This is a genomic window from Isoptericola sediminis (assembly GCF_013085345.1).
In the GTDB taxonomy this organism is placed as follows: domain Bacteria; phylum Actinomycetota; class Actinomycetes; order Actinomycetales; family Cellulomonadaceae; genus Isoptericola; species Isoptericola sediminis.
The window spans coordinates 385,223-398,115 of sequence record NZ_JABFAJ010000024.1 but is presented as its reverse complement, the minus strand read 5'-3'; the positions used below and the strand labels follow the sequence as shown (position 1 = coordinate 398,115).

Annotated in this window: 14 protein-coding genes; 1 reads left to right on the top strand and 13 read right to left on the bottom strand. The window is 73.7% G+C overall.

The window, feature by feature from the left end; translation table 11 throughout:
* Positions 1-36 precede the first annotated feature (36 nt).
* The 9 genes from HLI28_RS14310 to pdxT form a co-directional block, all read right to left on the bottom strand.
* Entirely contained in the window at positions 37-612 is a 576-nt protein-coding gene (locus HLI28_RS14310) for an adenine phosphoribosyltransferase (RefSeq protein ID WP_171248341.1), read from the bottom strand.
* 11 nt (positions 613-623) lie between these two features.
* Positions 624-1,727 carry a protein translocase subunit SecF gene (secF, locus tag HLI28_RS14305; protein WP_171248210.1) on the bottom strand — a complete coding sequence of 368 codons (1,104 nt, stop codon included), beginning with the start codon at positions 1,725-1,727 and terminating at the stop codon, positions 624-626.
* Positions 1,727-3,691 carry a protein translocase subunit SecD gene (gene secD / locus HLI28_RS14300; protein ID WP_343035856.1) on the bottom strand — a complete coding sequence of 655 codons (1,965 nt, stop codon included), beginning with the start codon at positions 3,689-3,691 and terminating at the stop codon, positions 1,727-1,729. Before secD ends, secF begins: the two co-directional genes overlap by 1 nt.
* Before the next feature lie 79 nt (positions 3,692-3,770).
* Positions 3,771-4,202 (bottom strand): preprotein translocase subunit YajC, encoded by a 432-nt coding sequence (gene yajC, locus HLI28_RS14295; protein WP_343035855.1) that lies wholly within the window; start codon positions 4,200-4,202, stop codon positions 3,771-3,773.
* Between the two features lie 65 nt (positions 4,203-4,267).
* The gene (gene ruvB, locus HLI28_RS14290; RefSeq protein ID WP_171248209.1) at positions 4,268-5,371 is read right to left on the bottom strand and encodes a Holliday junction branch migration DNA helicase RuvB; all 1,104 of its coding nucleotides are present in this window, start codon (positions 5,369-5,371) and stop codon (positions 4,268-4,270) included.
* Complete coding sequence (gene ruvA / locus HLI28_RS14285) at positions 5,364-5,987, bottom strand: Holliday junction branch migration protein RuvA (protein ID WP_171248208.1); 624 nt, start codon at positions 5,985-5,987, stop codon at positions 5,364-5,366. Before ruvA ends, ruvB begins: the two co-directional genes overlap by 8 nt.
* Complete coding sequence (gene ruvC / locus HLI28_RS14280; RefSeq protein WP_171248207.1) at positions 5,984-6,580, bottom strand: crossover junction endodeoxyribonuclease RuvC; 597 nt, start codon at positions 6,578-6,580, stop codon at positions 5,984-5,986. Before ruvC ends, ruvA begins: the two co-directional genes overlap by 4 nt.
* Before the next feature lie 68 nt (positions 6,581-6,648).
* Positions 6,649-7,407 (bottom strand): YebC/PmpR family DNA-binding transcriptional regulator, encoded by a 759-nt coding sequence (locus HLI28_RS14275; RefSeq protein WP_171248206.1) that lies wholly within the window; start codon positions 7,405-7,407, stop codon positions 6,649-6,651.
* A gap of 7 nt (positions 7,408-7,414) precedes the next feature.
* Positions 7,415-8,047 (bottom strand): pyridoxal 5'-phosphate synthase glutaminase subunit PdxT, encoded by a 633-nt coding sequence (pdxT, locus tag HLI28_RS14270; protein ID WP_343035854.1) that lies wholly within the window; start codon positions 8,045-8,047, stop codon positions 7,415-7,417.
* A 58-nt stretch (positions 8,048-8,105) separates the two neighbouring features.
* Here pdxT and HLI28_RS14265 point away from each other — a divergent pair, with 58 nt between their 5' ends.
* Positions 8,106-9,479 carry a chloride channel protein gene (locus tag HLI28_RS14265; protein ID WP_171248204.1) on the top strand — a complete coding sequence of 458 codons (1,374 nt, stop codon included), beginning with the start codon at positions 8,106-8,108 and terminating at the stop codon, positions 9,477-9,479.
* Here the strand turns inward: HLI28_RS14265 and HLI28_RS14260 are convergent.
* From HLI28_RS14260 to HLI28_RS14245, 4 genes are all read right to left on the bottom strand, one after another.
* Positions 9,476-10,054, bottom strand: a complete 579-nt coding sequence (locus tag HLI28_RS14260) for an NUDIX domain-containing protein (RefSeq protein ID WP_171248203.1) — start codon at positions 10,052-10,054, stop codon at positions 9,476-9,478. The two genes, HLI28_RS14265 and HLI28_RS14260, sit on opposite strands and share 4 nt — an antisense overlap.
* Entirely contained in the window at positions 10,051-10,974 is a 924-nt protein-coding gene (gene pdxS / locus HLI28_RS14255) for a pyridoxal 5'-phosphate synthase lyase subunit PdxS (RefSeq protein ID WP_171248202.1), read from the bottom strand. The genes HLI28_RS14260 and pdxS overlap by 4 nt, the downstream gene beginning before the upstream one ends.
* A 105-nt stretch (positions 10,975-11,079) precedes the next feature.
* A complete protein-coding gene (locus tag HLI28_RS14250; protein WP_171248201.1) occupies positions 11,080-11,679 on the bottom strand; it encodes a hypothetical protein in 600 nt (199 codons plus the stop codon).
* Positions 11,676-12,887, bottom strand: a complete 1,212-nt coding sequence (locus HLI28_RS14245; protein ID WP_171248338.1) for a glycosyltransferase family 4 protein — start codon at positions 12,885-12,887, stop codon at positions 11,676-11,678. Before HLI28_RS14245 ends, HLI28_RS14250 begins: the two co-directional genes overlap by 4 nt.
* Positions 12,888-12,893: the final 6 nt, after the last annotated feature.

Genomic DNA, 12,893 nt, shown 5'->3' with positions numbered 1-12,893 from the left:
CCCATCGCCGCCGGGGTGACCTCCGGGACGGCAAGTCTACGTCCCCACCCGCAACAGGGTCTCGACGGTGTGGTCACCGAGCCGGGCCCGACCGCCCAGGGCGGCCAGCTCGAGCAGGAACGCCAGTGCCACGACCGTCCCCCCGCTGCGCTGCACCAGCCGGGCGGCGGCCTCGGCCGTCCCGCCCGTGGCGAGCACGTCGTCGACCACGAGAACACGCGCACCGGGCTGCAGTGTTCCCCGGCGCAGCTCGATGGACGCCGTGCCGTACTCCAGCTCGTAGTCCTCGCGCTCGACCGGCGGCGGCAGCTTGCCCGCCTTGCGCAGCGGGACGAAGCCCACGCCGAGCCGGGTGGCCAGCGGCGCGCCGAGGAGGAACCCGCGCGCCTCCATCCCGGCGACCACGTCGACGCCGCCGTCGGCCTCCACCAGGGAGGCGAACGCGTCGGTGACGTCGGCCAGGGCCGCACCGTCCGCCAGCAGGGGCATGATGTCCCGGAAGACGACCGGCGGGTGCGGGTAGTCCGGGATGTCCTGGATGAGCGAGCGGATCTCGGCCGCCCTGGCCGGACCGAGCCCGGCCAGGGCGACCACCGAGATGTCGTCCTCGATCACGGGTGACGTCACCGGCCGCCGCGCTTGCGGCGCGGCTGGGACCCGTGCCCCTGGTGGTGCCCCGGGATCAGCTGGGACCGTCCGGCGGCCACGGCCGCGAGCTCGGCCTCGTGGCCGCCCTCGTCGGCCAGGCGCCCCCGCTCGGCCAGCACCTCCTCGGTGTGGCGGCGGATCTTCGGCTCGCGCTGGCGCAGCGACACGTCCAGCGGCGTGGCCAGGAAGATCGACGAGGCCGCACCGACCGCGATACCGACGAACAGCGAGAGCGAGAGGTCCCGCAGGGTGCCCGCGCCGAGCACGAAGGCACCGAGGAAGAGGATGCCCGCCACCGGGAGCAGGGCCACCACGGAGGTGTTGATGGACCGCACCAAGGTCTGGTTGACGGCCAGGTTGGCCCGCTCGGCGTAGGTGTTGCGCGACTGGTCGAGCACCCCGGTGGTGTTCTCGCGCACCTTGTCGAACACGACCATCTTGTCGTAGAGCGAGAAGCCCAGGATCGTCAGGAAGCCGATGATCGTGGACGGGGTGACCTCCCAGCCGATGAGGGCGTACACCCCGGCGGAGATCAGCAGGTCGCTGAGCATCGCCAGGATGCCGGCGACCGACATCCGCCAGGCGCGGAAGTACACGGCCATGAAGGCCGCCGCGAGGAGGACGAAGACCGTCACGCCCCACAGCGCCTTCTCGGAGACCGACTCACCCCACGTGGGGCCGACGAACGAGGAGTCGACGTCCGCGGCCTCGACGCCGTACCCGGCGGCGAGGGCCTCGACCACGGCCGTCTCGTCGGCGCCGGAGACCTGCGAGGTCTGGACCCGGACGGCGTCGCCGCCGACGACCGCGACGCGCGGCTCGTCCTCGGGAAGCACCTCGTGCACGGCGTCGACGGCGACCGACTGCTCGGTCGTCGACGTGCCGTTGACCGTGAACTCCGAACCGCCCCGGAAGTCGATCCCGAGGGTGAGGCCCTTGGTGAGCAGGATGATGATCGAGGCGATCCCCAGGACGCCGACGATCGAGAACCAGACCCGCCGCTTCGCGACGATCGGGTAGGAGCGACGACCCGTGTACAGGTCGTTGCCCCACTGGGCGAAGGTCATGCTGCCGGCCATCAGCGGCTCTCCTCGTTCTCGCCGGGGACGGCGTCGTCACGGCGTTCGTCGGTCCCGGGGTCGTCCGGCGGCCCGTCCGCGGCGGCCGCACGGCGCTGCGCCGCGCGGCGCTCGGCGATCGTCATCCGGCGACCCGAGTCGTCGGTGCTCGGCGCCGGCGAGGCCGTGGCCCCGGCGAAGGCGGGCACCGGTTCCTTCTCGGGCTCCTCGGAGGTCTCCGGCGTCGGCTCCGGCGTCGAGAAGCGCCCCGCCCCCACGTACCGGGGGCCGCTGGTGCTGCGCAGGCGCTCGGGCGAGAGCCCGGACAGCGAGTGACCGTCGCGGAAGAACGGCACCTTGGTCAGCAGCTGCAGCGTCGGGTGCGTGAACCAGAAGACCACGGCGATGTCGATGATCGTCGTCAGACCCAGGGTGAACGCGAAGCCCTGCACCCCGCCGACGGCGAGGAAGTAGAGCACGATCGCGGAGATCAGCGTGACCGACTTGGCGGCCAGGACGGTGCGCTTGGCCCGTCGCCATCCCCGCTCGACCGCCATCGCCATCGAGCGTCCGTCACGCATCTCGTCCCGGATGCGTTCGAAGTACACGATGAACGAGTCCGCGGTGAAGCCGATGGCCACGATCAGACCGGCGACGCCCGCCAGGGACAGGCGGTAGTCGATCGTCCAGGACAGCAGCGCGATGAACACGTAGGTGATGGCGCCCGCGATGAGCAGCGAACCGACGGTCACCAGACCCAGGGTGCGGTACTGGAAGAGCGAGTAGACGACCACCAGGGCCATACCGATCAGACCCGCGATGAGACCGTTGCGGAGCTGCTCGGAGCCGAGCGTGGCCGAGATCGTCTCCTGGCTCTGGACCTCATAGGCGATCGGCAGCGAGCCGAAGCTCAGCTGGTTGGCCAGCGTGGCCGCCGAGTCCCGGGTGAACGACCCGGAGATCTGCGCCTGGCCGTCGGTGATGATCACACCGGGCGCCAGCGACGGCGCCGAGATGACGAGCCCGTCCAGGACCATCGCGAACTGGTTACGCGGGGACTCCAGGCTCTGCAGCCGCTCGGTGACCTGGCGGAACTCCGTGGTGCCCTCGGCGTCGAACTCGATGTTCACGACCCACTCGTTGGTGGTCGTGCCGTTGGGGCCGGAGCCGAGCCCGGAGCTGGCGTTGCTCAGGTGCGTGCCGTCGACCTCGACCGGGCCCAGGATGTACTTCAGCATGCTGCCGTCGTTGGAGCAGGTGACCAGGACCTGGTCCGGGTCCGCCCCGCCGCCGCCGGCCAGGTTGGCCGGGTCGGTGCAGTCGAGGGCGTCGAACTTCTCCTGCACGGCCGGCGTGATCTGCGCGAGGTCGGAGGCGTCGGTGGGGTCGACGTCCTGCGCCTCGGTCGCGATCTGCTCGTCGAGCGCGGCGAGCTCCTCCGGGGTGGCTCCGGCCGGGGTCTCGCCCTCGGCCGCGTCGCCCTCGCCCCCGGCCGCGTCGCCCTCGCCGGACCCGTCGGCGCCCTCGGACGCCTCCGCGGACGGCTGCTGGGACGGGATCCCGAGCTCGTAGGCCAGGACCGGGCGGAAGCGCATCTGCGCCGGCTGGGAGACGAGGTCGATCGTCGCCTGGGACACCTCGCCAGGGATGGAGACGACGATGTTCTCGCCACCCTGGTTGACGATCTCGGCCTCGACGACGCCGGAGGAGTCGATGCGCTGCCGGATCACGTTGATCGACTCGTCGATCGCCTCCGGCGTGAGCTCGGAACCATCCGTCGACGTCGGCGTCAGGATGATCTGGGTCCCGCCCTGCAGGTCGAGAGCGAGTCCGGGTGCCAGGCTGGCGCCGCCGGGGTTGTCGTCGCTCTTGGGGTCCAGGTAGGTCCCGACGAGGAGGGCCACGAACGGCACCACCATCGACAGGAGCGCGAAGACCACGAGCGTGCGTACCGGACGCGAGCGCCGCGTGCTGGAGTTGGCCACTTGGTTCTCTTCCCGTGTGCGCGCCGCCGGAGCGGAGCGTGATGGCGCCGGTCGGGTCAGGGCCCGACCGGCGCGGAGGTCACTTGTCCTCGGTCTCGCCGTGCTCCCGGCGCTTGTCCTCCTGGACCTTCCGCTCCGCGGTGTCCAGCTCCGACAGGTCGTCCGGCACCTCGACGGGACCGTCTGCGGGGGCGATGCTACCGGCTTCCGACGTGTCCTCGGTCACCTCGTCGTCCTCGGAGTCCGCCACCGGCTGGTCCATCCGCTTGACGACGGCGGCCCGCAGCCAGCGGGTCTGGGAACCCGGGGCGGACTCGAGGGTGACGATGTCCGACTCCTCGTCGATGTCGACCACGGTGCCGACGAGCCCGGAACCCGTCATGACTTCCTGGCCGGGGGCGAGCGAGGACCGGAACTCGGCCTGCTGCTTCTGCTGCTTGCGCGTCCGCGAGCTCATGAACAGCATGAGCGCGGCGAGCGCGACGAAGAGGATGATGATCGTGGGGTCCACGGGGATTCAGTCCTTCTATCGGAAGATCGTGTGTTCGTCTCAGTCTAGGGTGCCGGGCGGCACCCTCAGACCTCGTCGAACAACGTGCGCGACGTCGCCCCGGTTCCCTCACCGCTCGCCGACGCCGGTGCGGCCCACGTCCCCGCCGGCGGCTCCAGCCCCAGGTGCTCCCACGCCGCGGCGGTCGCGACCCGCCCGCGGGGGGTGCGCGCGACCAGTCCCTCGCGCACGAGGTACGGCTCGGCGACCGTCTCAACGGTGTCGGACTCCTCGCCGACGGTCATCGCCAGCGTCGTCAGCCCGACCGGCCCGCCGCCGAACCGGCGGCACAGCGCCGCCAGGACGGCGCGGTCCAGCCGGTCCAGGCCGATCGGGTCGACCTCGTAGACCTCCAGCGCGGCCCGGGCCGCCCGCAGGTCGAGCACACCGTCGCCGCGCACCTGCGCCCAGTCCCGCACGCGGCGCAACAAGCGGTTGGCGATCCGCGGGGTGCCGCGCGAGCGGCCCGCGATCTCGTGCGCGGCCTCGTGCCTGATCTCGACACCGAGCAGCCCGGCCGAACGCAGGATCACCCGTTCCAGCTCGGCCGCCTCGTAGAAGTCGAGGTGCCCGGTGAACCCGAAACGGTCGCGCAGCGGGGCCGGCAGCAGGCCGGACCGGGTGGTGGCCCCCACCACCGTGAACGGCGGCAGGGTCAGCGGGATCGCGCTGGCACCGGCGCCCTTGCCCACCACGACGTCGACCCGGAAGTCCTCCATCGCGACGTAGAGCAGCTCCTCGGCCGGGCGGGCGAGCCGGTGGATCTCGTCGATGAACAGCACCTCGCCCTCCTCGAGCGAGGACAGCACGGCGGCGAGGTCGCCCGCGTGCTGGATCGCCGGGCCGCTGGTGACCCGCAGCGAGGTCCCCAGCTCGGCGGCGATGATCATGGCCAGCGTGGTCTTGCCCAGCCCGGGCGGACCCGACAGCAGCACGTGGTCCGGCGCCGTCTCGCGCGCCATGGAGGCCTGCAGCACCAGGGAGAGCTGGTCGCGCACCACCCGCTGCCCGACGAAGTCGTCGAGCTTCTTGGGCCGCAGCGCCGCCTCGGCCGCGCGCTCGACCTCGTCGGCACCCGCGCCGACGAGCCGTTCGCCGAGGTCCTGGGGGTCGATCGCGCCCTCAGCCATGGCGCGGCCCCAGCTGCCTCAGAGCCGCGCGGAGCACGGCAGGAACGTCGGCGGCGGCGATCCTCTCGGTGCCGGCCTCCGCCAGCGCCTTGTCCACGGCGCCCTCGGCGATCTTGGCGGACCAGCCCAGACCGACCAGCGCCTCGACGACCTGGTCGCGACCGTCGCCGCCGGTCGGGGCGGTGCCGCCGTCCTCGGTGCCGGCCGCGTCCGTCGGTGCACCGAGCCGCCCGGAGAGCTCGAGCACGATGCGCTGGGCGCTCTTGGTGCCGATCCCGGGCACGCGCCGCAGCGCGGCCGTGTCCTCGTCCGCCACCGCGCGGCGCAGGGCGGACGGGGTGAGCACGGCGAGCATCGCCAGGGCGATCCGCGGGCCGACCCCGGACACCGACTGCGCGGTCTCGAACACCTCGCGCTCCTCGGTGTCGGCGAAGCCGTAGAGCGTCAGCGAGTCCTCGCGCACCACGAGGGTCGTGTGCAGCAGGGTCCGCTCCCCCACGCGCAGACCGGCGAGCGTCGACGGCGTCGCGTGGACCAGGTGGCCCACGCCGCCGACGTCGACCACCGCGCGGTCCAGGGCGACCTGCGCCACGGTGCCGGTGAGGGAGGCGATCATCGGACGTGTTCCTTCCGTGGGGTGCGCGGGGCGCGCTGCCGCCCGCGTGCGCGGTGCTCGGCCGCCGCCCAGGCGCGCTGCGCGGGGGTGAGCTCGTGGTGGTCGCCGCCCTGCAGGGCGCCCGCCGGGCGCCACAGGTGGGTGATGGCCAGCGCGAGGGCGTCGGCGGCGTCCGCCGGGCTCGGTGCGGTGTCCAGCCGCAGGATCGAGGCGACCATGCGCTGGACCTGCGCCTTCTCCGCCCGGCCGGAACCGGTCACGGCGGCCTTGACCTCGCTGGGGGTGTGCAGGGCGACCGGGACGCCGCGCCGGGCGGCGGCGACCATCGCCAGGCCGGCGACCTGCGCGGTGCCCATGACGGTCCCCCGGTTGTTCTGGGCGAAGACGCGCTCCACCGCCACGACGTCCGGGGTGTGCTCGTCCAGCCAGCTCTCCAGGCCGTCGGCGATCGTCAGCAGGCGCAGGTCCGTGCTCGTGCCCGGCGCCGAGCCCAGCACACCGACGCCCACGAGGGCGGCCCGGCGCCCCCGCCGGGAGTCCACGACCCCGACACCGCACCGGGTCAGCCCCGGATCCACTCCCAGCACTCGCACGCCGTCACTGTCTCACGCACCCCCGACAGGGCCGCCGAGGCGCGCCCGCACCTGCGGTGCGCTGCGTGTCAGTCCTCGTCGAGCGCGGCCATGACCTCGTCGGGGGCGTCGAAGTTCGCGTACACGTTCTGCACGTCGTCGCTGTCCTCGAGGGCGTCGATGAGCCGCATGATCTTGCGCGCCCCCTCGACGTCGACCTCGACCTGCATCGACGGGTGCCAGATCGAGTCCGCGGAGTCGTACTCGATCCCGGCGTCCACGATCGCGGAGCGCACGTCGACCAGGTCGGTCGCCTCGGACAGCACCTCGATGTAGTCGCCCTGGTCGATGACCTCCTCGGCGCCCGCGTCCAGCGCCGCCAGCATGACGTCGTCCTCCGTGACGCCGTCGGCCTTGGGCACCACGACCTGACCCTTGCGGGAGAACAGGTAGGACACCGAGCCGGGGTCGGCCAGCGACCCGCCGTTGCGCGTGAAGGCCGTGCGCACCTCGGCCGCGGCACGGTTCTTGTTGTCGGTGAGGCACTCCACGAGGACGGCGATGCCGTTGTTGCCGTAACCCTCGTACATGATGACCTGGTAGTCGACGGCGTCGGCGCCCTCACCGGAACCGCGCTTGACCGCGCGGTCGATGTTGTCGTTGGGGACGGACGACTTCTTCGCCTTCTGGATGGCGTCGAACAGCGTCGGGTTGCCCGCGGGGTCGCCCCCGCCGGTGCGGGCGGCGACCTCGATGTTCTTGATCAGCTTCGCGAAGAGCTTGCCACGCTTGGCATCGATCGCCGCCTTCTTGTGCTTGGTCGTGGCCCACTTCGAGTGACCGGACATGACCTGACTAACTCCTTCGCGTGGCGTTGACTTCGCGGACGAACTGCGCGTGCACCCGCCAGTCCCCGGTGACCTCCGGATGGAACGCGGTCGCGAGCAGTCGCCCCGAACGGGCTGCCACGATCTTACCGGCGGCCTCGCCGAGGCCCTCGCCGGCGGTGGAGCGCTCGGGGATGCGGGCGAGCACCTCCACCCCGGGGCCCGCCTCGGTGATCCAGGGCGCGCGGATGAACACCGCCCGCATCGGACCGCCCTCGAACCCCTGCATCGGCAGGTCCGCCTCGAAGGAGTCGACCTGGCGGCCGAACGCGTTGCGCTGGACCGTCACGTCCATCCCGCCGAGCGTCTGCTGCCCCTCGATCCCCCCGGTGATGCGGTCCGCCAGCAGGATCATGCCCGCGCACGAGCCGTAGACCGGCAGGCCGTCGGCGATCGCGGCGCACAGCGGGTCACGCAGCTCGAACACGCGCAGCAGCTTGTCCATCGTGGTGGACTCCCCGCCGGGCAGCACGAGGCCGTCGACCGCCTCGAGCTCGGCGCGGCGGCGGACCGGCACGACGCGCGCACCGGCGCCCTCCAGGGCCCGGGTGTGCTCGCGCACGTCCCCCTGCAGGGCGAGTACTCCGATCGTCGTGGTCACCGCGGCAGTGTACGCACCACGGCGCCGCAGCCGAAGCCGGTCGTCTAGCATCGAACAGGTGCACACCCCCGGTTCCCGCTCCTGGCGCGCCGGTCTGGTGCCCACGGGGCGCCCCGGTGCGCACGAGGTGCGCCCCGCGGCGCTCGTCGTGGTCGCCGTCGCGGCCGGCGCCCTCGGCGCCCTCGGCGGGGTCGCCCTCCGCGCGCTGGTGGGGCTGCTCACGCAGGTGTTCACCGGCTCCGCCGACCCGTCCCTCCACTCCGTGGGGGTCGACCTCTCGCACCCGGCGGTGCCCTGGCTCGGTGCCGGGGTGCTCGTGGCGGCGCCCGTGCTGGGCGGCCTCCTGCAGGGACCCGTCGTGCACCGGTGGGCGCCGGTGAGCGCCCGCGGGCTCGGGGTGCCCGAGGTGATGCTCGCCGTCGCCCGCGACGGGGGCCGCGTGCCGCCCCGGGTCGCCGCGGTCAAGGCGTACGCCGCCTCGGTCTGCCTGGGCTCGGGAGGCAGCGTGGGCGTGGTCGGCCCGACCGTCCAGATCGGTGCCGTGCTGGCCTCCGGGGCCGGCCAGCTCCTGCGCCTGCCGGACCACCGGTTGCGCGCCGTCGTCGCCGCCGGCGCGGCGGCGGGCATCACGGGCGCCTTCGACGCCCCGCTCGCCGGGGCGCTCTTCGCCGTCGAGCTCGTGCTGCTCGAGATCAGCGGCGGGGCCCTGGCCGTGCTGGCGCTCGCCGTCGCCACCGGCGTCGGGGTCGGGCACCTGCTCGGCACCGGCGGGCCGCTGCTGGCGCTGCCCCCGCACACCGTCGCCGGCGGGCCGGCGCTCGCGGCCGTGGGCGTGCTGGGCGTGGCCGCCGGGGCGACCGGAGCCCTGTTCACCCGCTTCCTGTACGCGACCGCCGACGTCTGCGACCGGCTGTGGCGCGGCCCGGAGTGGCTGCGCCCGGCCGTCGGCGGGCTGCTGCTCGGCGGTCTGCTGCTGTGGTGGCCGCAGCTGTACGGCGTGGGCTACGGCGCGGTGGCCGACGCGCTGGCCGGCCGGTTCGTCCTGGTCACGCTGCTGGCCCTGGTGGCTCTGAAGATCCTGGCGACGAGCCTCACCCTGGGCGTGGGCGGCTCCGGCGGGGTGTTCGCCCCGGCCCTCTTCGTCGGGGCGATGCTCGGCGGCGCGTGCGGCCAGGTGGTGACCACGGTGTGGCCGGGGTCGGGCACCGACGCCGCCGCCTTCACCGTCATCGGGATGGCGGCCGTCCTGGCCGGGACCGTCCGGGCACCGGCCACCGCGGTGGCGTTCGTCGTGGAGGTGCTGGCCGTCCCCGACCTGCTGGCCGCGCTGCTGGTCGCGGTGCTGCTGGCCGCGGTGACGAGCCGGCTGCTGTGCGCCGACACCGTCTACACCCGCAAGCTGACCCGACGCGGGGTCGCGCTGCACCGCTAGTCGCGGCGCTCGAGCGCCTCGTCGTCGTTCTCCTCACCCAGGTGCCGCACGACGCCGTCCCAGCCCGCGACCAGGTGGTCCAGCAGGTCCGGCAGCACGCGGGGGAACACCTCGCGCGTCTCGGCCCGCAGGTCGTCCGCGCTGAGCCAGCGCATCTCGTCGAGCACGTCCCGCTCGACGTCGGTCCACCCGTGGTCGGTCGGCTCGTGACCGTCCTCGACGCGGGCCACGAAGAACACCTCGTCCTGGCGGCAGGTCTCGGCGAAGAAGTGGAAGAGCCCGGCGCGGGTCATGACCGGGCCCTCCAGGTCGGCCGGTCCGAGCTCCAGGCCGGCCTCCTCGCGCAGCTCGCGCAGCGCCGCCTGCTCCTCCGTCTCGCCGGCGTCGATGCCGCCGCCCACGGTGAACCACCACGACCGGGTGGGGTCGTCGGCGTCGTGGCCGCGCACCAGCAGGGCCCGGCCGGCACCGTCCAGGACGATGACGCGGGCGGCGCGCCGGTGGCGCCGGCCGTCGTCCCCGGGCACCCAGTCGGGGCCCAACGAGGACGACGCCGGCGTCTCCGGCGAGCTCACCAACCGCGCTCCGCGAGCCGGACCGGCTCCGGGTCCTCGTCGACGTTGATGCCGACCATGGCCTCGCCCAGACCGCGGGAGACCTTCGCCAGGACGTCCGGGTCGTCGTAGAAGGTGGTGGCCTGCACGATCGCCTTGGCGCGCGCCACCGGGTCGCCGGACTTGAAGATGCCCGACCCCACGAAGACGCCCTCGGCGCCGAGCTGACGCATCATCGCGGCGTCCGCCGGCGTCGCGATGCCGCCGGCCGTGAACAGCACGACGGGCAGGCGACCGGCGCGGGCGACCTCCGCCACGAGCTCGTACGGCGCCTGCAGCTCCTTGGCCGCGACGAACAGCTCGTCGGCGGGCAGCGAGCTGAGCCGCTGGATCTCGCCACGGATCTGGCGCATGTGGGTCGTGGCGTTCGAGACGTCGCCCGTCCCGGCCTCGCCCTTGGAACGGATCATCGCCGCACCCTCGGTGATGCGGCGCAGGGCCTCGCCGAGGTTGGTGGCGCCGCACACGAACGGCACGGTGAAGGCCCACTTGTCGATGTGGTGGGTGTAGTCGGCGGGCGTGAGCACCTCGGACTCGTCGACGTAGTCGACGCCGAGGGACTGCAGCACCTGGGCCTCGACGAAGTGCCCGATGCGCGCCTTGGCCATCACGGGGATGGAGACGGCGTCCACGATGCCCGCGATCATGTCCGGGTCGCTCATGCGGGCGACGCCGCCCTGAGCGCGGATGTCCGCGGGGACCCGCTCGAGGGCCATGACCGCGACGGCCCCGGCGTCCTCGGCGATCTTCGCCTGTTCGGGGGTGACGACGTCCATGATGACGCCCCCCGTGAGCATCTCGGCCATCCCCCGCTTGACGCGGGCCGTGCCCACCTCGCCGACGCCCGTCGTGCCGGCAGGTGTCCCGGTGGTCTCGCTCAACGCAACCTCACAGAAGTTCTTCGAGCACGCCGCGACCTCCGGGCCGCCCGCGTGCCGGCGTGGTCCCACGCCGTAGGCCCCATCCTACGGCGGTTCGCCGGCGGGTCAGGCCCGCTCGAGCCCGGCCGGCATCTGGTCGTCGAGCTCGACCGTGCGGGGAAGCGGTGCCCGGCCCGCCAGCCGCAGCCAGCGCACGACGCGGGGACGCCGGGCACGGCGCGCCTGCGCCACGGCCTCGTTGTGGAAGCGCCGGGCGAGCTGGGCGCGGTACCAGGCCGAGTACAGGTCGCCCAGCAGGTCGTCGCCGACCTCGGTCACCCGCAGCTCGGCCACCTCGTCCGGGTCCTCGAGTACGGACCGCAACGTCATGGACAGCGCCGACTCGGCGCGCTCGCGCTCGGGCGGGAGGCCGCGCAGCGAGAAGGCCTCGCTGGGGCGCGGGTCGGCGGTGCGGTCGGGCACGTCCAGGGCGGCCAGCGCGGCGTCGGCGAGCAGCACGGCGCTGGCGGGATCGAGCAGCCCGGCGGACGCCAGGTCGACGGACACCCGCCCGCGCCGGTCCAGCTGCGCCTGCAGCGCGTGCCGCGAGGCGACGACCTTGCGGTGCAGACGGTCCAGCCGCGAGGCGGTGACCCAACCCAGCCACAGCGCCAGACCTACGAGGACGACGACGACGAGCGCCGTCTCGGACCAGCTCCAGCTCATCGGTCGACACCCCCGCGGGTCCGGGGGCCACGACCCAGCAGCCACGGCGGGCGCCCGGCCAGGAGGTCCTCGTGCACGGCCCCGTCGCCCAGCGCCTCGGAGGCGGCGAGGGCCATCTCGTAGACCGCCAGCACCCGCTCGGTGACCTCCGACCAGTCGAAGGTGCGCACGAACCGCCGGGCCCGTTCGCGGCGTTCCTCGGTGCCCGCCGGGTCCGCGAGCGCCGCCAGGACCGTCGCGGCCAGGTCCTCGGCGTCGCCGGTGCGGAAGAGCCGACCCGCGGTGCCGTCGTCCAGCACCCGGCGGAACGCCCCCAGGTCGCTCGCGACGACGCCGGTGCCCGCGCTCATCGCCTCGACGAGCACGATGCCGAAGCTCTCGCCGCCGGTCTGCGGGGCCACGTACAGGTCGGCCGACGCCAGCAGCGTCGCCTTGTCGGCGTCGCTGACGCCCCCGAGCCACTCGAACGACGACGCGTGCTCGCCCAGCGCGGCCTCGGCCTCGGCCCGGCCCTCGTCACCGCGCCCGGCGACGAGGAAGCGCGTCCCGGGCACCTCGGCGAGGATCCGGGGGGCCGCCGCCGCCAGGACCTGCAGCCCCTTGCGCGGTTCGTCGAGCCGGCCCAGGAACGCCACGGTGGGCGCCGCGGGGGTGCCCTGCCAGCGTGGCGCCGGGGGCACGTCGAAGTGGTCGACGTAGACCCCGTTGGGCACCACCACCGCGTCCCCGCCGAGGTGGTCGATCAGGGTGCGTCGGGCGTCCTCGGAGACGGCGATGCGGGCCGAGATCTTCTCCAGCGACTGCCGCAGCAGCGGGTGGGCGATCTGCAGGGCCCGCGACCGCACCTGGGAGGTGTGGAAGGTGGCGACCACCGGTCCGTCGGCGACCCACAGGGCCAGCATGGACAGCGACGGGGTCATGGGCTCGTGCAGGTGGAGCACGTCGAAGCGGCCGGCGTCGATCCACCGCCGCACGCGCGCGGCGGCCCGGGGACCGAAGGCGAGGCGCGCCACCGAGCCGTTGTAGCGCACCGGCACGGCCCGGCCGGCCGGGGTGACCACGTCGGGCACCTCGGTGTCCTCGTCGGCCGGGGCCAGGACGGAGACCTCGTGCCCGCCCGCGCGCAGCGCCTCGGCCAGGTCGCGCACGTGGAACTGCACCCCGCCGGGGGCGTCGAAGGAGTACGGGCACACGATGCCCACGCGCAGCGGTCG

What these genes read in the sequence shown, in the direction of transcription:
- HLI28_RS14275 (WP_171248206.1), bottom strand. Translation starts at nt 7,407, where the DNA reads ATGTCCGGTCACTCGAAGTGGGCCACGACCAAGCACAAGAAGGCGGCG.
- HLI28_RS14250 (WP_171248201.1), bottom strand. Translation starts at nt 11,679, where the DNA reads ATGAGCTGGAGCTGGTCCGAGACGGCGCTCGTCGTCGTCGTCCTCGTA.
- secF (WP_171248210.1), bottom strand. Translation starts at nt 1,727, where the DNA reads ATGGCCGGCAGCATGACCTTCGCCCAGTGGGGCAACGACCTGTACACG.
- ruvA (WP_171248208.1), bottom strand. Translation starts at nt 5,987, where the DNA reads ATGATCGCCTCCCTCACCGGCACCGTGGCGCAGGTCGCCCTGGACCGC.
- ruvB (WP_171248209.1), bottom strand. Translation starts at nt 5,371, where the DNA reads ATGGCTGAGGGCGCGATCGACCCCCAGGACCTCGGCGAACGGCTCGTC.